This window comes from Streptomyces sp. NPDC058619 (assembly GCF_042717785.1).
Lineage (GTDB): Bacteria > Actinomycetota > Actinomycetes > Streptomycetales > Streptomycetaceae > Streptomyces.
On record NZ_JBHXQN010000009.1, the window covers coordinates 39,307 to 61,447 of the forward strand.

Annotated in this window: 17 protein-coding genes and 1 pseudogene; 9 read left to right on the plus strand and 9 right to left on the minus strand. The window is 74.1% G+C overall.

Going from position 1 to position 22,141, the window contains the following annotated elements; translation table 11 throughout:
• Positions 1–150 precede the first annotated feature (150 nt).
• Positions 151–720: a TIGR03086 family metal-binding protein gene (locus ACFWTC_RS11730; protein ID WP_383926200.1), complete on the minus strand. Its 570-nt coding sequence runs from the start codon at positions 718–720 to the stop codon at positions 151–153.
• 197 nt (positions 721–917) lie between these two features.
• Here ACFWTC_RS11730 and ACFWTC_RS11735 point away from each other — a divergent pair, with 197 nt between their 5' ends.
• Entirely contained in the window at positions 918–1,736 is an 819-nt protein-coding gene (locus ACFWTC_RS11735; RefSeq protein WP_383926289.1) for a methyltransferase domain-containing protein, read from the plus strand.
• Between the two features lie 127 nt (positions 1,737–1,863).
• On the opposite strand, the gene ACFWTC_RS11740 is transcribed toward ACFWTC_RS11735, so the two are convergent.
• The 3 genes from ACFWTC_RS11740 to ACFWTC_RS11750 form a co-directional block, all read right to left on the minus strand.
• The gene (locus ACFWTC_RS11740; RefSeq protein ID WP_384029123.1) at positions 1,864–3,831 is read right to left on the minus strand and encodes a DUF5107 domain-containing protein; all 1,968 of its coding nucleotides are present in this window, start codon (positions 3,829–3,831) and stop codon (positions 1,864–1,866) included.
• A gap of 78 nt (positions 3,832–3,909) precedes the next feature.
• Positions 3,910–4,809 carry an arginase family protein gene (locus tag ACFWTC_RS11745; protein ID WP_384029125.1) on the minus strand — a complete coding sequence of 300 codons (900 nt, stop codon included), beginning with the start codon at positions 4,807–4,809 and terminating at the stop codon, positions 3,910–3,912.
• A gap of 25 nt (positions 4,810–4,834) precedes the next feature.
• On the minus strand, positions 4,835–5,389 hold the full coding sequence (locus ACFWTC_RS11750) for a GNAT family N-acetyltransferase (protein ID WP_384029127.1): 555 nt from the start codon (positions 5,387–5,389) through the stop codon (positions 4,835–4,837).
• Positions 5,390–5,427: 38 nt separating this feature from the next.
• On the opposite strand from ACFWTC_RS11750, the gene ACFWTC_RS11755 reads away from it, so the two are divergent.
• A complete protein-coding gene (locus ACFWTC_RS11755; protein ID WP_383926286.1) occupies positions 5,428–6,186 on the plus strand; it encodes a hypothetical protein in 759 nt (252 codons plus the stop codon).
• A 61-nt stretch (positions 6,187–6,247) separates the two neighbouring features.
• On the opposite strand, the gene ACFWTC_RS11760 is transcribed toward ACFWTC_RS11755, so the two are convergent.
• The 4 genes from ACFWTC_RS11760 to ACFWTC_RS11775 all read right to left on the minus strand — a co-directional run bounded on the left by ACFWTC_RS11760 (position 6,248) and on the right by ACFWTC_RS11775 (position 11,126).
• On the minus strand, positions 6,248–8,236 hold the full coding sequence (locus tag ACFWTC_RS11760) for a prolyl oligopeptidase family serine peptidase (RefSeq protein ID WP_383926188.1): 1,989 nt from the start codon (positions 8,234–8,236) through the stop codon (positions 6,248–6,250).
• Positions 8,237–8,249: 13 nt separating this feature from the next.
• A complete protein-coding gene (locus tag ACFWTC_RS11765; RefSeq protein WP_384029129.1) occupies positions 8,250–9,617 on the minus strand; it encodes a M20/M25/M40 family metallo-hydrolase in 1,368 nt (455 codons plus the stop codon).
• Between the two features lies 1 nt (position 9,618).
• Positions 9,619–10,452 (minus strand): M55 family metallopeptidase, encoded by an 834-nt coding sequence (locus tag ACFWTC_RS11770; protein ID WP_383926186.1) that lies wholly within the window; start codon positions 10,450–10,452, stop codon positions 9,619–9,621.
• A gap of 230 nt (positions 10,453–10,682) precedes the next feature.
• A complete protein-coding gene (locus tag ACFWTC_RS11775; protein ID WP_383932180.1) occupies positions 10,683–11,126 on the minus strand; it encodes an SRPBCC family protein in 444 nt (147 codons plus the stop codon).
• A gap of 119 nt (positions 11,127–11,245) precedes the next feature.
• On the opposite strand from ACFWTC_RS11775, the pseudogene ACFWTC_RS11780 reads away from it, so the two are divergent.
• Both ACFWTC_RS11780 and ACFWTC_RS11785 read left to right on the plus strand, forming a co-directional pair.
• A pseudogene (locus ACFWTC_RS11780) lies at positions 11,246–11,869 on the plus strand (radical SAM protein); the annotation flags it as partial.
• Between the two features lie 112 nt (positions 11,870–11,981).
• Positions 11,982–13,553 carry an alpha/beta hydrolase gene (locus tag ACFWTC_RS11785; RefSeq protein WP_383932182.1) on the plus strand — a complete coding sequence of 524 codons (1,572 nt, stop codon included), beginning with the start codon at positions 11,982–11,984 and terminating at the stop codon, positions 13,551–13,553.
• A 9-nt stretch (positions 13,554–13,562) separates the two neighbouring features.
• Here the strand turns inward: ACFWTC_RS11785 and ACFWTC_RS11790 are convergent, their stop codons facing one another.
• A complete protein-coding gene (locus ACFWTC_RS11790) occupies positions 13,563–14,114 on the minus strand; it encodes a HEAT repeat domain-containing protein (protein WP_383932184.1) in 552 nt (183 codons plus the stop codon).
• 395 nt (positions 14,115–14,509) lie between these two features.
• Here ACFWTC_RS11790 and ACFWTC_RS11795 point away from each other — a divergent pair, with 395 nt between their 5' ends.
• The 5 genes from ACFWTC_RS11795 to ACFWTC_RS11815 all read left to right on the plus strand — a co-directional run bounded on the left by ACFWTC_RS11795 (position 14,510) and on the right by ACFWTC_RS11815 (position 22,140).
• Positions 14,510–16,306, plus strand: a complete 1,797-nt coding sequence (locus ACFWTC_RS11795; RefSeq protein WP_384029131.1) for a 3-hydroxyacyl-CoA dehydrogenase family protein — start codon at positions 14,510–14,512, stop codon at positions 16,304–16,306.
• Between the two features lie 163 nt (positions 16,307–16,469).
• Positions 16,470–17,282, plus strand: coding sequence for a TetR family transcriptional regulator (locus tag ACFWTC_RS11800; protein WP_267720677.1), 813 nt, complete (start codon positions 16,470–16,472; stop codon positions 17,280–17,282).
• Between the two features lie 427 nt (positions 17,283–17,709).
• On the plus strand, positions 17,710–19,047 hold the full coding sequence (gene ccrA, locus ACFWTC_RS11805) for a crotonyl-CoA carboxylase/reductase (protein WP_267720678.1): 1,338 nt from the start codon (positions 17,710–17,712) through the stop codon (positions 19,045–19,047).
• Positions 19,048–19,075: 28 nt separating this feature from the next.
• The gene (locus ACFWTC_RS11810; RefSeq protein WP_383932188.1) at positions 19,076–21,154 is read left to right on the plus strand and encodes a protein meaA; all 2,079 of its coding nucleotides are present in this window, start codon (positions 19,076–19,078) and stop codon (positions 21,152–21,154) included.
• Complete coding sequence (locus ACFWTC_RS11815) at positions 21,151–22,140, plus strand: HpcH/HpaI aldolase/citrate lyase family protein (RefSeq protein WP_383932190.1); 990 nt, start codon at positions 21,151–21,153, stop codon at positions 22,138–22,140. The genes ACFWTC_RS11810 and ACFWTC_RS11815 overlap by 4 nt, the downstream gene beginning before the upstream one ends.
• Position 22,141: the final 1 nt, after the last annotated feature.

Consider the following 22,141-nt stretch of genomic DNA (forward strand, 5'->3'; position numbering starts at 1 on the left):
TACGATGGTGTGCCCAGCCATGCCCGTTGTCGCGCTGCGGGCGGCCGGGCATGCAGGACGGCCCGGGCGCAGGACGGACGGCCGCGATGCGGAGAGGCCCTGCGCCGCAGAGGCCCTGCCGCGCGGGGGCGGCGGGCCGTGGTGCCGTCCTCAGCCGCGCCTCCCCAGCAGCCCGAGCAGCCTGGTCTGAGCGTCCGCTCCGGCCGGGACCACGAGCGGTTCGTCGTACATGCCGCTCGCCGCCAGCCCGTCGGCGTAGGGCATGACCTCCTTGACGGAGAACTCGACGAGAGCGTCCGGCAGCCGGTCGTCGGCGCCGATGCCCCGCGCCAGGTCCCAGGCGTGCACCACGCAGTCGGCCGTCAGCTCCGAGCAGTACGCCCGCCCGGGCGCGGGACCGTACGAGAGCCGCACGGTCCGGTCCAGCACGCCGGGTGCGGCGAAGGCGGCCGCGGCGGCGGCCGCGGCGCGTTCCCAGGCGGCGACCGGGTCCGCGCCCAGCAGGTCGCCCGCGAGCTCGTCGCCGACGTCGTCGACACCGCGGCCGGCGACCAGCGGCACGACCCACAGCTGTTCCCCCGTGACGTGGTTGACCAGGTCCCGCACGGTCCATTCGGCGCACGGCGTCGGCGCGCCCCACTGGTCGTCCGCGACGGCGCGCACCCGCTCGCCGAAGAGCCGCAGCGCCTCGGCGTGCTGCGCGAGCAGCGTGTCCGGCATGGCCCTCACCGTCCTCTGCCTGCCAGGAGCCCCATCCCCCTGCGGCCCACTCTCCTCGCCCCCCGGACCGCCTGCCACCGCCCGGCCCGGTGCTCTTGGCAGGCAGGAGGGATGTCCACATCCCGAAACGCCCATCTCAGATGACGAACACATCCCCTACGGTGGGGAGGCATCCCTTCGACGACGAGGAGCCGGCCATGGACGCCGCCAAGGAGACCGCTGTCTACACCCACGGCCACCACGAGTCGGTGCTGCGCTCGCACCGGTGGCGCACCGCCGAGAACTCGGCCGCGTACCTGATCGGCGAACTGCGCCCCGGCATGTCCGTCCTGGACGTGGGCTGCGGGCCGGGCACGATCACGGCCGACCTCGCGGAACGGGTCGCGCCGGGCGGCCGGGTCACCGGCGTCGACGCCGCCGCCGGCATCGTGGACCAGGCCCGGCGGTACGCGGCGGAACGCGGCCTGACCGGCATCGCGTTCGCCACGGCCGACGTCCACGCCCTGGACTTCCCCGACGACTCCTTCGACGTGGTCCACGCCCACCAGGTGCTACAGCACGTCGGCGACCCGGTCCGGGCCCTGCGCGAGATGCGGCGGGTGTGCCGCCCGGGCGGGATCGTGGCCGCGCGGGACGCCGACTACGCGGCCATGACCTGGTACCCGGCCACCCCCGGACTGGACGCGTGGCTGAACCTGTACCGCCGGGTCGCCCGTGCCAACGGCGGCGAGCCGGACGCGGGCCGCCGGCTGCGCGCCTGGGCCCGGGAGGCGGGGTTCACCGAAGTCGCCTCCTCGGCGACGTCCTGGTGCTACGCCACGCCCGAGGAGGCCGCCTGGTGGTCGTCCCTGTGGGCGGACCGCACCACGGCCTCCGCGTATGCGGACACCGCCATCGGCGGCGGCCACGCGACGCCCGCGGAGCTGGCCTCCCTCGCCGGGGCCTGGCGCGCGTGGGGCGCCGACCCGGACGCCTGGTTCTCGGTCCTGAACGGCGAGGTCCTCTGCCGGGCCTGACGCGCCGCCCCCCCGGCCGCACCCGCCGCACGCCGCCCCCCGGGCCCCCCGGCCGCACCCGTCGTACGCCGCTCCCCCGGCCGCGCCGGGCTGCGGGCCCCCACCCCACCGGACCGGCCGGTGCGGCCTACTCCGGCGGCCGCATCCGGAAGTCGTAGCGGGCCGGCAGGGGCCGGTCGGTGAGGGAGGCCCAGACCTCGCCGAGGGTTTCCTCCCCCTCCCGCAGGTCCGGGATCTCGAAGCCGTCCTCGAAGACCCGCCGGGCCGCCGCCACGTGGCCCTCCGCCGCCAGCAGCCGCGCGGCCAGCAGCCGGAAGCGCCCCTGCTCCCGCTGGGCCGGCCGCAGCCGGTCCCACACCCGGCGGGCCTCGGGCAGCCGCCCCGCGGCCAGCAGGGCCTCCATCGCCTCCCGGCCCAGCGCCGACTCCGCCGCGGTCCACGCCTCGCCGCCGCGGCTCTCCTCGGTCAGGTCCTCGAAGGCCTCCGCGTAACGGTCGGCCGCCCGCCCGGGGGCGCCGGCCAGCGCGTCCGCCGCCGCCAGGCACCGCAGCAGCGGCCACCGCGACGGGGCCGGCGCCAGCCCGCGCTCCCAGCTCCGTACCGCCTGGGCCACGTCGCCGGCGTGCCACTGCGCCACGCCCAGGTGGTACTCGGTCAGCGGGTCCGCCGGGGCCGTCTCCAGCATGTCCCGCCAGTGCGCGGCGACCAGGCTCGGTCCCGGCGGCGCCACCCGGCCCGGGGCGGGGAAGACGCCCGTGCGCCACAGCTCCAGCCACGGGGCCTGCTCCTCGCCGAGCGCGGACTCCTCGAAGGGCGTGCCCGGCAGCTCGAAGCCCCCGCGCAGCACCTCCAGGGCGCCCCAGCCCGTCCCGGCCGCCAGCCGCTCCCCCGGTGCGGTGTCGGCGCACCCGCGCCACGCCTCGTACGCCGCGTCCACCCGGTTCCGGGGCAGTACGGCCTCCAGCGCGGCTCCGGCCGCGCCGCGGGCCGCCGCCCAGTCGGGCCCGTGCACCGCGCCGGGGTCCGCGGCGAGCGGGCCGTAGGCCTCCAGCCAGCTGAACTCCGCCCCGCCGTCCAGCCGTACGTGCTCCAGCTGGGTCCGGGCCAGCCCGGCCTGGATCTCCGCGTAGCCGCCCGTGCCCGGCTCGGTCAGCCACTCCTGCCAGCGGCGGCCGCCGCGGCCCGCGCCCCAGACGAACAGCTTGCGGCCGCGCAGCCGCCCGGTCGAGGTCTGTACGAGCCCCTGTCCGGCCGCGTCCAGCGAGGCGATCCAGGGGCGATCCCCGCTCCGGACCTCGTAGAAGAAGTCGGCGGGGTACTCGCCGGCCGACGGGTACGTGCGGTCCGCGCCCTCCCGTTCGGGCACCGGGACCCGGCGCAGCGCGCGCTCGTACCCGAAGTGCCAGGCCTCGTCGGCGGGGACCAGGACCCGCGTGCCCGGATCCTCCGGGACGGCGGTGTTGGACCACCAGTACACGGGGGCGGGCCGCTCGTGGGGGTTGCGCACGCGGACGCCGACGTACAGGAACTCCGAGTCCCCGGGCAGCCACAGGTCCACCTGGAACGGCAGGTCGCGCAGCCGCTCCCACTCCCACAGCCGGACCATCACGCCCCCGTCGGGGGCCGGTACGAGCGCGGCGTGCAGGGGGGCGCACGAGAGGGCGGAGTGGCCGGTGGCGCCGGTGTTCCACTCGATGCCGCCGGAGAACCAGGCGCCGTTCAGCGCGAAGGCGGCGGGCTGGAACACCGGGTTGCGGTAGAGCAGTTCGCGGCCGGTGGGCAGGTGGACGAGCGAGTGGACCCGGCCGCCGAGGCCGGGCAGGACGGTGGCCCGCAGGTGCGCGTTCTCGATGACGATGGTCTCGAACTCGCGCGCGGAGCGGTCGCGTCGGTAGCCGTCCCGCATCCGGACGGGCAGCAGGGAGCGCAGCGCCCCGTACCCGATCTGCCGGACCGAATCGCGCGGCAGCCCGCCGTACGCGCGCTCGTCCAGGGCGTGGACGCCTTCGGGCGCGCGCAGGGCGGGCAGGGGGTTCTCGGGACCCAACGGGGCGGCGGGCAGGGTCAGTACGGCGCGTCGGACGGTGGTGGCCATGGGAAAAGGGAACACGCCCCGGCGGCCGGTGCCCAGGGGTTCCGCGCAGGACCACCGGTCAGGATTGTGCAAAGGCCCCTACGCGAAGGCGCCCGCGACCAGGTCCGCGAGGAGCACGCCCGCGCGCCCGTCGGGGTCGAGGTCCGGGTCGTAGATGGTGACGTTGAGGCCGACGCAGCGCGGTGAGCGCACCAGCACCCCCAGCAGCTCGGCGAGTTCGTCGGGGACGAGGCCGCCGGGGTCGGGGCTGTCCACCGCCGGCATCACGCCGGGGTCCAGCACGTCCGCGTCCAGGTGCACCCAGAAGCCGGCGGTGTCCGGCGGGTGCAGCCCGTCCAGGGCGGCCCGCGCCACCGGTCCGGCGCCGCGCTCGCGGATCTCGCCCACGGTGACCGTCCGGATCCCGGCGGCCCGCAGCTCGGGGAGGTCCGCGTCCCCGTCCCGCAGCCCGAAGAGCCGTACGTCCTCGTCGCGCAGGTACGGTCCCAGCCCCTCCAGGTCCGCGAGGTCCGCCTGCCCGCGCCCGGTGCCCAGGGCGAGTTCCTCGCCGCCGGCGGCGCCGACCGGGCCGTTCACCGCCTCGTTCCCCGGGTGGCGGAAGTCGGCGGAGCCGTCGATCGCCGCCAGCCCGTACCGGCCGAGGCGGCGCATGGCCAGGGAGGCGCCGAGCTGGATGGAGCAGTCCCCGCCGAGCACGACGGGGAACTCCCCGACCCGCAGGTGCCGTTCGACGCGGTCGGCGAGGGCCACCGTGTACGCGGCGAGGGCGGCGGCGTGGAACACGCCGTCGCCCTCCTTCCAGTCGCCGCGGTCGTAGCGCGGCGGGACCACCACCCCGCCCTCGCGCGCGCCGAGACGGGCCAGCAGGCCCTGTTCCCGCAGGGCGCCGGCGAGTTTGTACACCCCGGGCACGGTGCCGGGAGCGGGCGGTTTCAGGCCGAGGTTGGACGGGGCGTCGAGGAGCACCAGGGATCGCATGGGCCCATACTCCGCCAGACCGTGCTCAGCGGCGCGGCATGGTGGCCGTGATCGCCCACCGCTCGTGGTCGCGCCAGGCCCCGTCGACGTGGAGCAAGTCCGGGGACAGCCCCTCCAGCCGGAAGCCCGCGCCGCGGACGAGGGCGATCGAGGCGGCGTTGCCGGGCTGGACGTTGGCCTCCAGCCGGTGCAGCCCGAGCCCCTCGTCCTGCGGCGCGAAGGAGTGGGCCAGGACCAGCGCGAGGGCCTCGCGGAAGAGGCCCCGGCCGGCGGTGTGCGCGAAGGCGCCGTAGCCGAGGGCTCCGCACTGGAAGGCCCCGCGCACGATGTTGTTGACGTTGACGAAGCCCGCGATGGCGCCGGTGCCGAGCTCGCAGACCAGGAACCCGGCGCTGCCGTCGCCCCCGGTGAGGCGGGCCGCGTACGGCTCGAACTCCTCCGGGGTGACGGGCGGGAACAGCCAGGGGTGGTGGAGCTCGCGGCTCTCGTGGGCGCGGGCCGTGAATTCGGGCCCGTCGGCGGCGCGGACGGGGCGCAGGCCCACCCGGGCGCCCTCGCGGAGATACGGGGAAAAGGACATCCGTCCAGGTTAGGAGGTGTGACAGGATCTCCGGCGTGATCACCACCCCCGATCTTCACGGGCTGCGGCTCGCCGCGGCGCTCAACAACGCCGCGTGGTGCGACGCCGTCTGCCGCTCCCACGGGCTCCCCGGCACCTTCGCCGCGGACGCCTGGACCAACCCGCGGAGGACCCCGCCCCTGTACCCCGACGCGGTGACGCTCACCCCGGACGGCGTGTCGGCGGCCGCGCTGGTCGCCGCGGTCGACACCGGCTCCCCGGGCTGCTCGGTCAAGGACAGCTTCGCCGCGCTCGACCTGGGCCCGGAGGGCTTCCGCGTGCTGTTCGAGGCCCAGTGGATCCACCGTCCCGCGGGGGCGCCGGTCACGGCCGCCGGACCGCTCCAGGAGTGGTCCGAAGTGGCCGGCGCCGGGGAGTTGCGGCAGTGGGAGGCCGCCTGGGCCGGCGGGGAGCCCTCCGGCCTGTTCCGTCCGGACCTGCTCGCCGGCGGTACCGTCTTCCTGACGGGCCGCGCCGGCAGCGACGGGACCGCTGGGGCCGCCGGCGCGAGCACCGGCGGCCGGATCGTCGCCGGGGCGGTCGCGCACCGCACCGGCGACGTCGTGGGCGTCTCCAACCTGTTCGCCCGCGACGGCGCGTCCGCCGGCGCCGCCTGGGCGGGCACCCTCACCGCGGTCGCGTCCCGCTGGCCGGGGCTGCCGGTGGTCGGTTACGAGTCGGGGGACGACCTCGACGCCGCGCTCCGGGCGGGCTTCACCGCCCTCGGCCCGCTCCGTGTCTGGATCGCGGCGGCCTGAGCGGCGGAACCCGGCCGCACGGCGCTCACCGCGGCCACCGCTGCCACCGCGGCCCGCGCGTTCACGGCTCCAGCCGCAGCAGCGGCACGTCGGCGCGCTCGATCCCGAAGACCTGGGCGTACAGCGACAGTTCCGCCTCCAGCGCGCGGATCATGGTGTCCGCCCGCCGGAAGCCGTGGCCCTCGCCCGCGAAGGTCACGTACGCGTGCGGCACCGGCCGGCCCCGCAGCGCGGCCAGAAACCGCTCGGCCTGGGCCGGCGGGCAGACTGCGTCGTCCAGCCCCTGGAGCAGGACGAACGGGGCGGTGATCCGGTCGGCGCGGGCCACCGGCGAGCGCTCGCGGGAGCGGACGGCGAGGGTCTGCGGCGGCCCCGCCAGGCCGTCGATGTAGCGGGACTCCAGGTCGTGGGTCTCCTCCGCGAAGCCGAGCAGGTCCAGTACGGGGTAGATGATCGCGGCGCAGGCGTACAGCGGGGTGGCGGCCAGCGAGGCCGCCGCCGTCCAGCCGCCGGCGCTGCCGCCGCGGATGGCGAGGCGGTCCGGGTCGGCGGTGCCCTCGGCGGCCAGCGCCCGGGCCACGGCCGCGCAGTCCTCGACGTCGACCACGCCCCACTGCTCGCGCAGCCGCTCGCGGTAGGCCCGGCCGTAGCCCGTGGACCCGCCGTAGTTCACCTCGACGACGCCGATGCCACGGGAGGTGAAGTAGGCGATGTGCAGGTCGAGTACGGGCGGCACGTGGTCGGTGGGGCCGCCGTGCGCCCACACCACGTACGGGGGCAGCTCGTCGGCCGCGGCCCGCCGGGCGGGGTGGTGGGGCGGGTAGACGTGGGCGTGGATCTCCCGGTTGTCGGGACCGGGGAAGGTGCGGGTCTGCGGCTCCGGGTAGTAGGCGGGGTCCACCGGGTCGACGCCCTCCGCGCCCACCACGCGGGCGTGCCCGGTGGCGGTGTCCAGCTCGACCACCTCGTAGGCGCTGCGCGGACTGGCGGCGACCCCGTAGACCCGGGTGCCGCTCACCGCGAGCGTCGGCTGCCAGGCCGTCCACGGCCCGGCGGCGTCCACCAGGTCCCCGCTGTCGGGGTCCAGGACGCCGAGCACCGAGGAGCCCTGTCCGTGCAGCACGGCGACGAGCCCGTCGGGGAGCGCGGCGATCCAGCGCAGCCCCGGCTTCCACAGCGGGCCGCCGAACTCCTCTTCCCGGGGGCACAGGTTGACGGCGTCGCCGCCCTCCGGGTCCACCCGGTACGGGTTCCACCAGCCGACGCGGTCGCTCACCGCGAGGAGGCTCCCGCCGGGCGTCCACTCCACCTGGGCGACGGACTCCTCCGGGCCGCCGAGCACGGTGCGGGCCCCGGTCAGCTCCCCGTCGGCGGTGACCTCGGCGAGCCGCAGCTCGGTGCCGTCCCAGGGCATCCGGGGGTGGTCCCACACGAGCCAGGCGGCCCGGAGCCCGTCCGGGGAGAGCCGGGGCCCGGTGGAGAACCGGTGCCGCGCGTCGGTGAGTTCACGCACCCGGGAGCGGTCCGCGGCGGCCGATCCGTCGAGCGGGACCGCCGCCAGCACCCGGCGCACGTCGGTGGGCGCGGGCCCGGTGAACTCCTCCAGCACGCACCACACTTCGCCGCCGCGCAGGACCGGGTCGACCCAGCGCAACCCGCCGCCGACGGAGGACGGCGGGGTGAGGGGGCGGGGGCCCGGGCCGCCGGGGGCGTCGGGCTCGAACGCGTACAGCCGCTGGTCGGCGAAGTGCACGAAGACCACCAGGGGCCCGCCCGCGGGCCGTTCGCCGCCGGCCCAGGGCCGGCCGCCGTACTCGGTGAACCGGCTCCGCACGTTCCACGGCGCGGGCAGCGCCGTGACCTCGGGTCCGGCGTCGGCGGGACGGCGGCGCACCAGGGTCCGGCGGCCGCCCTCCTCGGGCCGGGGCTCGGTCCACCACACCTCGGAGCCGACCGTGCCGACGTATTCGGGGCGCCCGTCGAGCGAGGCGGCGAGGGCCGCGTCGATCGGCGAGGGCCAGCTTCCGTAGGGCCGGGTCACCGCCGCCATCACAGGGTCTCCCTCACAGGGTCCGCAGCGCGTGGTCGAGGACGCGGACGCCGAAGTGCAGGGCCTCGACGGGCACCCGCTCGTCCACGCCGTGGAAGAGGGACCAGTAGTCGAATCCGGGCGGCAGCTTCAGCGGGGAGAAGCCGTAGCCGGTGACGCCGAGCCGGGAGAACTGCTTGGCGTCGGTGCCGCCGGCCATGCAGAAGGGGACCACGTGCCCGTCGGGGTCGAACCGTTCGACGGATTCGCGCAGGATCCCGTACGTCCGCCCGTCCACCGGGGCTTCGAGGGCGACCTCCCGGTGGTGGAACTCCCAGCGCACGTCCGGTCCGGTGAGCGCGTCCAGGGTGGCGATGAACTCGGCCTCGCCGCCGGGCAGCATCCGCCCGTCGACGTAGCCGGTGGCCTGGCCGGGGATCACGTTGAGCTTGTAACCGGCGCTGAGCATCGTCGGGTTGGCGCTGTTGCGCAGGGTGGCCTCGACCAGGGCGGCGGCGGGGCCGAGTTCGGCGAGGACCGCGGCGAGGTCGAAGCCGGGGGCCCGGGGGTCCACCGACAGGCCCTGGAGGGAGGCGAGTTCGGTGATGCAGGCGGTGACGGTGTCGGTGAGCCGGACCGGCCAGGCGTAGTCGCCGATCCGGGCGACGGCGGCGGCGAGCCGGCTGACGGCGTTGGCGCGGTTGGGCTTGGAGCCGTGCCCGGCGGTGCCGTGGGCGGTCAACTTCAGCCAGGCGGTGCCGCGTTCACCGGCGGCGATCGGGTAGAGGGCCCGTCCGGGTCCGGCGTGCACGGTGAAGGCGCCGGACTCGCTGATGCCCTCGGTACACCCCTCGAAGAGGTGCGGGTGGTGGTCGGCGAGGAAGCCGGCGCCGTCGACGGCGCTGTCCTCCTCGTCGGCGGTGTAGGCGAGGACCACGTCCCGGCGCGGCCTGACGCCGGCACGGGCCCAGGCCCGCACGACAGCCAGGACCATCGCGTCCATGTTCTTCATGTCGACGGCGCCGCGGCCCCAGACCACGCCGTCGCGGACCTCGCCGGAGAAGGGGTCCACGCTCCAGTCGGCGGCCTCGGCCGGCACCACGTCGAGGTGACCGTGGACCAGGAGGGCCTCGGCCGACGGGTCGGTGCCCTCGATCCGGGCCACCACGTTGGTGCGGCCCGGGGTCCGCTCCAGCAGGACCGGCTCCAGCCCGGCGGCGGCGAGCCGCTCGGCGACGTACTCGGCGGCGGGGCGCTCGCGGCAGTCGCCGCCGCCCCGGTTGGTGGTGTCGATCCTGATGAGGCCGGAGGTGAACTCGACGGCCTCGTCGAGCGCGACCCCGTCCACGGCGGCGGCCAGGGCCACTGCGGCGGCCGGAGCCTCGGCGGTGACTGCGGGCATGTCAGCCATACTGCTCCTCCACGGCCGCCGAGACGACCGTCGTGACCGCCTTGAAGGCGCGGATCCCCTCGTACATCGTCTCGCTGGCGTACGCGACCCTGCGTTCCCCGCACCGCTCGACGCCCGGCACCACCGTGGCCGCCATGGCCAGGTGCTCGGCGTCGAACTCCAGCTCCACGGCGAAGGGGCCGCCGCGCACGGGCTCGTGGCACACCGCGAGGGCCGCGGCCTCCTGGGCGGCGGCGCGGATGTCGGCGGCGGTGCGGGCCGGGGTCCGGCAGACGGCGGCGTAGCGCGAGACGTGGTCCTTGACCGCGACGGTCACCGCACCGGGGGCGTAGCCGGCGGCGTCGGCGCAGGTCAGGTCGTCGCCGGTGACCAGGACGACCGGTACGCCGTACTCGGCGACGACGTGCGCGTTCAGCAGGCCCTCGCTGGCGCGGACCCCGTTGAGCCAGACCCCTGTGATGGAGTTGGCGAGGTAGGTGTGGGCGAGGACGCCTTCGGCGCCGGCGCCGGTGTGGTAGCCGACGAAGGCGATGCCGTCGACGTCGCCGTGCTGCACGCCCTCGACCATGGAGAGGGTCTTGTGGCGGCCGGTGAGCATCTCGGCACGGGCGTCGAGCTTCTCCAGCAGGAGGTTGCGCATCGTCCAGTGCGCCTCGTTGATGACGACCTGGTCCGCGCCGCCGTCGTAGAAGCCGAGGACGGCGGCGTTCACGTCGGAGGTGAACAGCGACCGGCAGCGCTCCCACTGGGGCGTGCCGGGCAGCACGTCGGCGGGCCAGGTGACGCCGGTGGCGCCTTCCATGTCGGCGGAGATGAGGATCTTCATCGGGCCCCCGGGCGGTCGGTCGCGCGCGTGCGACGGCACGCGCGCCGGGCCCCACCCTAGCCGCCGGGCCCACCGGCGCCCCCGGGGGCCACGCCAGGCTTCCGGGGGTGGCGGGCCGGTCCGCCACCGGGCCGGGAAGTCCACCCGAACCGGTGAGCCGTCGCGTCGCCGCGCGCACGCGCGGGTGCCTTGGCCCCCGGCTTCGGCGGCCGGGGCGGACGCGCGGGTCCTCAGCCCTCGACTTCGGCGGCCAGGTTGACCAGCAGGGTGTCGTAGATCCGGCCGAGGCCCTTGGGGGCGAAGGTCCGCTCGAAGAAGCCGCCGATGCCGCCCGCGCCGTTCCACACGGTGGAGACGACGACCTTGGACTTGCCCTCGCCGGCCGGGGTCACCAGCCAGGTGGTGACCATGGAGGAGTTGCGGTCGGTCTCGACCAGCTGTCCGTCGGTGGGCTCGGTGACCTCCAGCAGACAGTCGCGCACGCGCTTGCTGGTGGCCTGGAGCTTCCAGTGCACGAGGGTGCCCTCGCCGTCGCCGCCCTCGCGCACCTCGTACTCGCTGAAGTGCTCGGGCAGCAGCTTGCCCCGGGTGCCGGCGTAGTCCGCCAGCGCGTCGAACACGGTCTCCGCGTCGGCCGCGATGATCCGCTCCGTGGTGGCCTCGACCTGCGCCATGGCTGTTCCTCCAGCAGTTGTGATCGCTCGTCACGGCGAAGCCAACCACCTCCGGCCCGGGCGCCCAAATCCGGGCCCGCACCGGCACCGGTCCGGGTGCCCGGAACCCTGCCCGCACGATCATCGAGGCGCTGCGCGACCGGGCCAACCCGTTCTCCGTCCTCACCAAGGGCACGCTGATCCTGCGCGACCTCCCGCTCCTGCGGCAGGCCGCCGAGGTCACCGAGGTCGGGGTGTCCGTCTCCGTCGGCTTCACCGACACCGCCCTGTGGCGGACCGTCGAGCCCGGCACCCCCTCCCCCGCCGCCCGGCTGAACGCCGTACGGACCCTCAGCGACGCCGGGATCGAGTGCGGGGTGCTGATGGCCCCCGTGACCCCCTTCCTCGGGGACGCCCCGGAGCAGCTGCGGGCCGCCGTCCGGGCCGTCGCCGCGTCCGGCGCGACCTCCGTGACACCCCTGGTACTCCATCTGCGGCCGGGCGCGCGCGAGTGGTTCACGGCCTGGCTGACCGCGCACCACCCGCACCTGGTCGAGCGCTACGCGCGGATGTACGCGGGCGGCTCGTACGCCCCCACCTGGTACCAGCGGCAGATCACCCGCCAAGTCCACGAACTGGCGGCCGAATTCGGCATCGGCCCGAACGGCCCCGGGGCGGCCCGCCGCGTCGTCGTCCCGGACCGTCCCGCCGACGGTCCGGGTGCGCCGGGGCCCGGGGGGCCGACGCAGCTCGCGCTGCTGTGAGCCCGCAGGCCCGCCGAGGGGTCATCACATCGGGCCAATGAACCGCCCAATCCCGCTTTCCGGCTGCGGTTTCCGGGACGATTCCGCCCAGAACCCTCGGCTGGGAGGCCCCATGCTGCACCCATTGAAGAAGCGCGCCGCTGTCCTGCTGTCGATCTCCACCGTGGCCGCCGCCCTCGCAAGTCCCGTCACCGCCGCGCCGGCGCCGGCCGGGGCCCCCGCCGCGGCCGGGGCCGCCCTGAAGTGGACCGGCTGCGCGACCCCCCGCTACCCCACGCTGCAGTGCGCCTCCCTCAAGGTCCCCCTCGACCACGACCGCCCCGGCGGCCGGCAGATCTCCCTCGCCCTGACCCGGGTCCCGCACACCGCCGCCTCCTCGCAGGGGCCGCTGCTGGTCAATCCCGGCGGTCCCGGCGGCAGCGGCCGCGCCCTGGCCGGGTTCGTCGCCTCCGCCCTCCCCGAGGACGTCGCCGCCCAGTACGACGTGATCGGCTTCGACCCCCGGGGCGTCGGCAAGAGCGAGCCCGTCCTCGACTGCGCGGCCGGGCACTTCAAGCCCGTACGGCCGGACTCCGTACCGCGCGACGCGGCCACCGAACGGGCCAACCTGGAGCGGGTCCGCTCCTTCGCCGAGTCCTGCGGGACCCGGCACGCGGACGTGCTGCCGCACGTGGGGACCGTCTCGGCCGCCCGCGACATCGAGGCGGTGCGCACCGCGCTGGGCGCGGAGCGGATCAGCTACTTCGGCTACTCGTACGGGACGTACCTGGGCGCGGTGTACGCCAAGCTCCACCCGGGCCGCGTGCACCGCCTCGTCCTGGACTCCGTGGTGGACCCGGCGGGCGTCTGGTACGAGGACAACCTCGCCCAGGACCGGGCCTTCGACGCCCGCCACAAGGCGTTCCTGGCGTGGGTGGCGAAGTACGACGCCACGTACCGGCTGGGCACCGACCCGGAGGAGGTCGGGGAACGCTGGTACGCAATGCGGGAGTCGCTGCGCGCGACGCCGGCTGGCGGCAAGGTGGGGCCGGCCGAGCTGGAGGACACCTTCATGCCGGGCGGCTACTACAACGGCTACTGGCCGAACCTCGCCGAGGCCTTCGCCGCGTACGCCCGGGACGAGGACCCGAAGCCGCTGGTGGCGGCGTACGAGCGGTTCGGCGCCGTGGAGCCCTCGGCGGGCAACGGCTACAGCGTCTACACGGCGGTGCAGTGCCGGGACTCGGCCTGGCCGAAGAACTGGAACCGGTGGCGCGCGGACATGTGGCGCACGCACGCCGAGGCGCCGTTCATGACGTGGAACAACGCCTGGTACAACGCCCCGTGCGCGTTCTGGCCGACGGAGTCGCTGCGGGCCCCGGACGTCACCAACGCCGACCTGCCGCCGGCCCTGCTCCTCCAGGCGACGCAGGACGCGGCGACCCCGTTCGGGGGGGCGCTCAGCATGCGCGACCGGCTGAAGGGCTCGGCGCTGGTGGTCGAGGAGGGCGGCGGCAACCACGGGATCGCGCTCAGCGGCAACAAGTGCCTGGACGAGAAGGTGGCGGCGTACCTGAGGACGGGGACGGCCGCGGACGCGACCTGCCCCGCCCAGCCGGCCCCGAAGCCGGCGACGGCGACCCGCGCGGTCCCGTCCTCGGCGGGCGGCGCGGCCCTGCACGGCCTGCTGGGCTTCCGCGGCTGAGCCGCGGCGTCAGCCGAGCTCCCGCAGCGCCGTGGTCGCGGCCACGGCAAGGCGGGGGTGGGACTGGGCCCGGACCAGCAGGTCGCGGGCGCGCGGGTCGCCGAGGCTGCCGAGGCCCTCGACGCAGGCCAGGGCCACCCGCCAGTACGGGTCGTGCGGGGACAGCAGCCGGGAGAGCGTGGTCATCAGGGCCGGTACGGACTCCGGTGCGCGCAGCACGGTGAGCAGCCGGACCGGGTGCAGGGCGTAGGCGGTGCGCAGGGGGTTCGTGGCGAGGGCGGCCGCCGCGCGGGCGGTGCGCGGGTCGGCGAGCACGGCCAGGGCGGTGGCGGCGGCCGCGCAGCGTGGCGGGTCCCGGTGGTTGAGCAGCAGCACGAGGGGCTCGAAGGCGCGCCGGTCACCCGCCAGCCCCAGCCGGTACGCGGCCAGTTCGCGGGCCCACAGGGGCAGCCCGGCCGAGGTCAGGGAGGCTGCCAGGGCCTCCGGCTGCGCCGTGCGCAGCACCTCGTACTCCGGTGACTGCCCGGCCTCCGCCCGCAGGCGCTCCAGCACGTCGTTCACCCGGCCACCCTAGGGGTCCGCGGGGGCCCGCACGCGGGGTTCCGGAGAGGGTGTTGATCGATGATCGATGATCGGTACATTTGGGCGGTACAGGTCACATCTCCGCGCTCTGGCGGACCAGTTACCGACGGGTTACTGTCCTTACAACACGTACGAGGGCGGCCTGGTGACGCAGCCGCCCCGTGCCAGTCGGTTCTGCACGACCTCACGGCGCGGGCCCCGGGACAGGGTTCCGCCGCTACTCCCCTCCGGGCGTCTTCACCTCCGGGCCCATCGGCCCCGGGTGCGCCCCGCGGGTCCTCTCCCCGCACGGCCTTCTCTCCGTACGGCCTCCGCGTGCACTGTGCGCCACGCGCGTCCCCTCAGTCGTCACCCTCTTCCACTGGAGTCCCTCGATGGACCGTCAGTCCAGTCACTCCTCCCTCCAGACCATCGCCGTCGTCGGCCTCGGCACGATGGGCTCCGGCATCGCCGAGGTCCTCGCCCGGTCCGGTCACGAGGTCATCGGCATCGACATCAGCGAGGCGGCCGCCCGCCGGGCCGCGGCCTCGCTGGAGGCGGCCACCGCCCGCTCCGTCACCCGCGAGCTCCTCACCGAGCAGGAGCGAGCGGACGTCCTCGCCCGTTTCCGCACCTTCGGCGACCTGGGCGCCGCCGCCGAGGCCGACCTCGTCATCGAGGTCGTGCCCGAGTCGTACGAGGTCAAGCAGCAGGTGTTCCGCGAGCTTGACGCGGTCGTCCGGCCGGACACGATCCTGGCCACCGGCACCAACGCGCTGTCGGTGACCCGGCTCGCCGCCGAGTCGCAGCACCCCGAGCGCGTCCTGGGCCTGCACTTCTTCAATCCGGCGCCGGCGATGAAGCTGGTCGAGGTGGTCTCCTCGGTCCTCACCGCGCCGCCGGCCGTCGAGGCGGTCACGGCCCTGGCCCGCGAGCTCGGCAAGGAGCCCGTCCCGGTCGGCGACCGGCCCGGTTTCATCGCCGACGGCCTGCTGTTCGGCTACCTCAACCAGGCCGCCGCCATGTACGAGTCGAAGTACGCCTCCCGCGAGGACATCGACGCGGCGATGCGGCTCGGCTGCGGCCTGCCCATGGGCCCGCTCGCGCTGCTCGACCTGATCGGCGTGGACACCGCCCGCACCGTCCTGGAGGCCATGTACGCCTCTTCCGGCGACCGGCTGCACGCCCCGGCGCCGATCCTCGGGCACCTCGCCGAGGCCGGCCTGACCGGGCAGAAGTCCGGCCGCGGCTTCTACACGTACGAGGCCCCGGGCAGCTCGGCGGTCGTCCGCGACCCGCAGACCCCGGCGGACGGCGCGGGAGCGGTCGGGGGACGTCCCGTGACCTCGGTCGGCGTGGCCGGCTCGGGCACGATGGCGAGCGGCATCGCGCAGGTCTTCGCGCAGTCCGGGTTCACCGTGGTGCTGGCCGCCCGCAGCCAGGAGAAGGCCGAGGCCGCGAAGGCCGCGATCGGGAAGTCCCTGAGCCGTGCGGTGTCCAAGGGCCGCCTGACCGAGGAGGCCGCCGCGCAGACCCTGGACCGGATCACCCCGGCCGGCTCGCTGGACGCCTTCGCCGAGGTCGACCTGGCCGTGGAGGCCGTCGCGGAGGACCTGGCCGTGAAGCAGGAGCTGTTCGCGGCCCTGGACAAGGTGTGCAGGCCGGGCGCGGTGCTGGCCACGACCACCTCCTCGCTGCCGGTGATCGCGGTGGCCCGCGCGACCTCGCGGCCGCAGGACGTGATCGGCATGCACTTCTTCAACCCGGCGCCGGCGATGAAGCTGGTCGAGGTGGTCCGCACGGTGCTGACCGCCGACGACGTGCACGCCACGGTCCGCGAGATCTGCGTGAAGGTGCGCAAGCACCCGGTGGACTGCGGGGACCGGGCCGGCTTCATCGTGAACGCGCTGCTGTTCCCCTACCTCAACAACGCGATCAAGATGGTCGAGCAGCACTACGCGAGCCTCGACCAGATCGACGCGGCGATGAAGCTGGGCGGCGGCTACCCGATGGGGCCCTTCGAGCTGCTCGACGTGGTCGGCCTGGACGTCTCCCTGGCCATCGAGAAGGTCCTCCACAAGGAGTTCCGCGACCCCGGCCTGGCCCCGTCCCCGCTGCTGGAGCACCTGGTGGCGGCGGGCTGCCTGGGCCGGAAGACCGGCCGCGGATTCCGTGAGTACGCCCGCCGGTAAGCCGACGGGCCACGAGCCGGATGCGTGGGGAGGGCTGCTCGGGTCCGCCGGACCCTCACGGCGGACACACCCTCCCGAGCCCAGTGCGGGCTCTCCCCCGCATCCACCCCCGTCCCGCCCCCCGCAGGCGCGCTCCCCTGCGCGGATGAAGTACTTTCGCTCTATGTCCCAGCCCGCCAAGACCTCGCCCCGCGCCTCCTCGGCCTCCGACGCCCCGGAGAGCCCGGCCGGCACCAAGGCGGCCGCCCAGCGGCTCAAGATGCGCCGCGAGCTCGCGGCGGCGGCCATGGAGCTGTTCGCGACCAAGGGGTACGAGGCGACGACGGTCGACGAGATCGCGGCGACCGCCGGGGTGGCGCGCCGGACCTTCTTCCGGCACTTCCGGTCCAAGGAAGAGGCGATCTTCCCGGACCACGACGACACCCTGACCCGCGCCGAGGCCGTCCTGGACGTGGCCCCGGCGCACGAGCACCCGCTCGACACGGTGTGCCGCGGGATCAAGGAAGTCATGAAGATGTACGCCGCCTCGCCCGCGGTGTCGGTGGAGCGCTACCGGCTGACCCGCGAGGTGCCGGCGCTGCGGGAGCGGGAGATCGCCTCGGTGGCCCGGTACGAGCGGCTGTTCACCCGCTACCTGCTGGCCCATTTCGACGAGCACGAGCAGCACGACGGCAATGACGACCCGCTGCTCGCCGAGGTGGCCGCCTCGGCGGTGGTGACCGCCCACAACCACGTGCTGCGGCGCTGGCTGCGGGCGGGCGGCCAGGGCGACGTGGAGGCGCAGCTGGACCACGCCTTCTCGATCGTGCGCAAGACCTTCGGTTCGGGGATCGGCGCGGGCCGGACCCTGACGACGGCGCCGGCCGCCCCGGCGGCGGTCCGCACGCAGGGTGAGGTGCTGGTGGCGGTGGCCCGTACGGACGCCCCGCTGGACGAGGTCATGCGGACGATCGAAGAGGCGCTGCGCGGCACGTAGCCGGCACACGAGGAGACGCACAGGGCGACACGCGTCACAGAGGGCCGCTCCCGTTCCGGGGGCGGCCCTCCGCGTATGTCCGGCTTGCCCCTACTCGCGGGTAACTCTGATCGATCATCGCTCATCTGCGCAGGTCAATCGGCAAATGAGAGAAAGTTTTGGCACGCGGTGCCTTGCTGAGTGACACCGGGTGCCATACGTTAAATCTTGTCCGGATGTCCCCGCGACCCACGCCCACTCGGCACGGAACGCGCCCCGGATGCCTGCGTCACCAGGCACGGCACGCCTCACCACGGCGCGCCCGGCACCACCGCACCAGCCGGAACCGACGGCACGCAGCACCTCGCAGTACCACCCAACCGAACCCACGCTCGCAACGCGTATCCCCCAGCGCACCCTCATCAGCGCTTATGCCGGAGGCTCTACCGTGAAGGACATCCTGGACGCGATCCAGTCGCAGACCGCTACGGCCGCGGACTTCGCAGCCCTGCCGCTCCCCGACTCGTACCGCGCGATCACCGTGCACAAGGACGAGGCGGAGATGTTCTCGGGGCTCACCACCCGCGAGAAGGACCCCCGCAAGTCCCTGCACCTCGACCAGGTCCCGGTTCCCGAACTGGGTCCCGGCGAGGCCCTGGTGGCCGTCATGGCCTCCTCGGTCAACTACAACTCCGTCTGGACCTCGATCTTCGAGCCGGTGTCCACCTTCAGTTTCCTGGAGCGCTACGGCCGCCTGTCGGAGCTCACCAAGCGCCACGACCTGCCGTACCACGTCATCGGCTCCGACCTCGCGGGCGTCGTCCTGCGCACCGGTCCCGGCGTGAACGCCTGGAAGCCGGGCGACGAGGTCGTCGCGCACTGCCTCTCGGTCGAGCTGGAGTCCTCCGACGGCCACAACGACACGATGCTCGACCCGGAGCAGCGCATCTGGGGCTTCGAGACCAACTTCGGCGGCCTGGCGGAGATCGCCCTGGTCAAGTCGAACCAGCTGATGCCCAAGCCGGACCACCTCAGCTGGGAGGAGGCCGCCTCCCCCGGCCTGGTGAACTCCACCGCCTACCGCCAGCTGGTCTCCCGCAACGGCGCCGGCATGAAGCAGGGCGACAACGTCCTGATCTGGGGCGCCAGCGGCGGCCTCGGCTCCTACGCCACCCAGTTCGCGCTGGCCGGCGGCGCCAACCCGATCTGCGTCGTCTCCAGCGCCCAGAAGGCGGACATCTGCCGGGCGATGGGCGCGACCGCGATCATCGACCGCAGCGCCGAGGGCTACAAGTTCTGGAAGGACGAGCACACCCAGGACCCCAAGGAGTGGAAGCGCTTCGGCAAGCGCATCCGCGAGCTGACCGGCGGCGAGGACATCGACATCGTCTTCGAGCACCCGGGCCGCGAGACCTTCGGCGCCTCCGTGTACGTCACCCGCAAGGGCGGCACCATCACCACCTGCGCCTCGACCTCGGGCTACATGCACGAGTACGACAACCGCTACCTCTGGATGTCCCTCAAGCGGATCATCGGCTCGCACTTCGCGAACTACCGCGAGGCGTGGGAGGCCAACCGCCTCATCTCGAAGGGCAAGATCCACCCCACCCTCTCGAAGGTCTACTCCCTGGAGGAGACCGGCCAGGCGGCCTACGACGTCCACCGCAACCTCCACCAGGGCAAGGTCGGCGTCCTCGCGCTGGCCCCCGAGGAGGGCCTGGGCGTGCGCGACCACGAGATGCGCGCGACACACCTCGACGCCATCAACCGCTTCCGCAACGTCTGAGACGTCCGAGGCCAAGGGACAGCCTGAGATGACAGAGCGCCAGAAGGACCGTCCGTGGCTCATGCGGACGTACGCCGGCCACTCCACGGCCGAGGCGTCCAACGAGCTGTACCGCCGCAACCTCGCCAAGGGTCAGACCGGCCTGTCGGTCGCGTTCGACCTGCCGACGCAGACCGGCTACGACCCGGACCACATCCTCGCCCGCGGCGAGGTGGGCCGGGTCGGGGTCCCGGTCTCCCATCTGGGCGACATGCGGCGGCTGTTCCAGGACATCCCCCTGGAACAGATGAACACCTCGATGACGATCAACGCCACCGCCATGTGGCTGCTGGCGCTCTACCAGGTGGCCGCCGAGGAGCAGGGGGCGGACATCTCCCAGCTCCAGGGCACCACCCAGAACGACATCGTCAAGGAGTACCTCTCGCGCGGGACGCACGTCTTCCCGCCGGGACCGTCCCTCCGCCTGACGACGGACATGATCGCGTATACGGTCAACCACATCCCGAAGTGGAACCCGATCAACATCTGCAGCTACCACCTGCAGGAGGCCGGGGCCACCCCGGTCCAGGAGATCTCGTACGCGATGTCCACGGCCATCGCCGTGCTGGACTCGGTCCGCGACTCGGGGCAGGTGCCCGAGGAGCGGTTCGGCGAGGTGGTCGCCCGGATCTCGTTCTTCGTGAACGCGGGCGTCCGCTTCATCGAGGAGATGTGCAAGATGCGCGCCTTCGGCCGCATCTGGGACAAGGTCACCCGCGAGCGCTACGGCATCGAGAACGACAAGCAGCGCCGCTTCCGGTACGGGGTCCAGGTCAACTCCCTCGGTCTGACCGAGGCCCAGCCGGAGAACAACGTCCAGCGCATCGTGCTGGAGATGCTGGCCGTCACCCTCTCCAAGGACGCCCGCGCCCGCGCCGTGCAGCTGCCTGCCTGGAACGAGGCGCTGGGCCTGCCCCGGCCGTGGGACCAGCAGTGGTCGCTGCGCATCCAGCAGGTCCTGGCGCACGAGAGCGACCTGCTGGAGTACGAGGACATCTTCGAGGGATCGCACGTCATAGAGGCCAAGGTCGAGTCCCTGGTCGCCGAGTGCCTGGCGGAGATCGACCGGATCCAGGAGATGGGCGGCGCGATGGCGGCCGTCGAGTCCGGCTACCTGAAGTCCCAGCTGGTCTCCTCGCACGCCGAGCGGCGGGCCCGGATCGAGGCCGGCGAGGACAAGATCGTCGGGGTCAACTGCTTCCAGCAGACCGAGGAGAACCCGCTCACCTCCGACCTGGACGGCGCCATCATGACGGTCGACGGGGCCGTGGAGGCCCAGATCGTCGAGCGGATCGGCCGCTGGCGGGCCGAGCGCCAGGAGTCCTCGGACCGGCAGGGCGACGGCGACCCGTTCGTCTTCCCGACGGTCCGCCAGGCCCTGGACCGGCTGAAGGAGGCCGCGGCGGGCACCGAGAACCTGATGGAGGCCACCCTGGAGTGCGCCCGCGCCGGTGTCACCACCGGCGAGTGGTCGATCGCCCTGCGCGAGGTGTTCGGGGAGTTCCGCGCACCGACCGGGGTCTCCTCGGCCCCGGTGGCGGTCACCGCCGAGGCGGGCACGCCGATGGCCCTCGTCCGCGAGAAGGTCTCCCGTACGGCCGACGACCTCGGCGCGGGCCGGCTGCGCCTGCTGGTCGGCAAGCCGGGCCTGGACGGCCACTCCAACGGCGCCGAGCAGATCGCCGTCCGGGCCCGCGACGCGGGCTTCGAGGTGGTCTACCAGGGCATCCGGCTGACGCCCGAGGAGATCTCCTCGGCGGCGCTGGCGGAGGACGTGCACTGCGTGGGACTGTCCATCCTGTCCGGCTCGCACTGCGCGCTCGTCCCGGATGTCCTCGAACGGCTCCGCGCGGCGGGGGCGGGTGACATCCCCGTCATCGTCGGAGGCATCATTCCGAACGCCGACGCCGTGACGCTGAAGGCGGCCGGGGTCGCCGCCGTCTTCACGCCGAAGGACTTCGGCATCACGGAGATCATCGGCCGTATCGTCGACGAGATCCGCAAGGCCAACAAGCTCGAGCCCCTCATCAGCACCGACATCGTTGCAAGCACGGAGGTCCCCGCATGACCACGCCCCACCCGGTGAACCGTCTCCGCCCGCGCCGCTCCTGCCTCGCGGTCCCGGGGTCGAACCCGCGCTTCCTGGAGAAGGCCCAGGGCCTGCCGGCCGACCAGGTCTTCCTGGACCTGGAGGACGCCTGCGCGCCGCTCGCCAAGGAGGGCGCCCGCCACACGATCGTGGACGCGCTGAACAACGGCGACTGGACGGGCAAGACCCGGGTCGTGCGCGTCAACGACTGGACCACGCACTGGACGTACCGCGACGTCATCACGGTCGTCGAGGGCGCGGGCCAGAACCTCGACTGCATCATGCTGCCGAAGGTCCAGGACGCCCAGCAGATCGTGGCCCTCGACCTCCTCCTGACGCAGATCGAGAAGACGATGGGCTTCGAGGTCGGCAAGATCGGCATCGAGGCGCAGATCGAGAACGCCAAGGGCCTGGTGAACGTCGACGAGATCGCCGCCGCCTCCCCCCGGCTGGAGACGATCATCTTCGGCCCGGCCGACTTCATGGCCTCGATCAACATGAAGACGCTGGTCGTCGGCATGCAGCCGCCCGGGTACGGCGCGGACGCCTACCACTACATCCTGATGCGGATCCTGATGGCGGCCCGCACGCACAACCTCCAGGCGATCGACGGCCCCTTCCTCCAGATCCGCGACGTGGACGCCTACCGCGAGGTGGCCGGCCGGGCGGCGGCCCTGGGCTTCGACGGCAAGTGGGTGCTGCACCCGGGCCAGGTCGACGCGGCGAACGAGGTCTTCTCCCCCTCGCAGGAGGACTACGACCACTCCGAGCTGATCCTGGACGCGTACGACTGGTGCACCTCCGAGGCCGGCGGCAAGAAGGGCTCGGCGATGCTCGGCGACGAGATGATCGACGAGGCCAGCCGCAAGATGGCCCTGGTCATCGCGGGCAAGGGGCGCGCGGCGGGGATGCAGCGCACCAGCAAGTTCGAACACCCCTCGACCGAGAAGACGGCGGAGGCCTAGG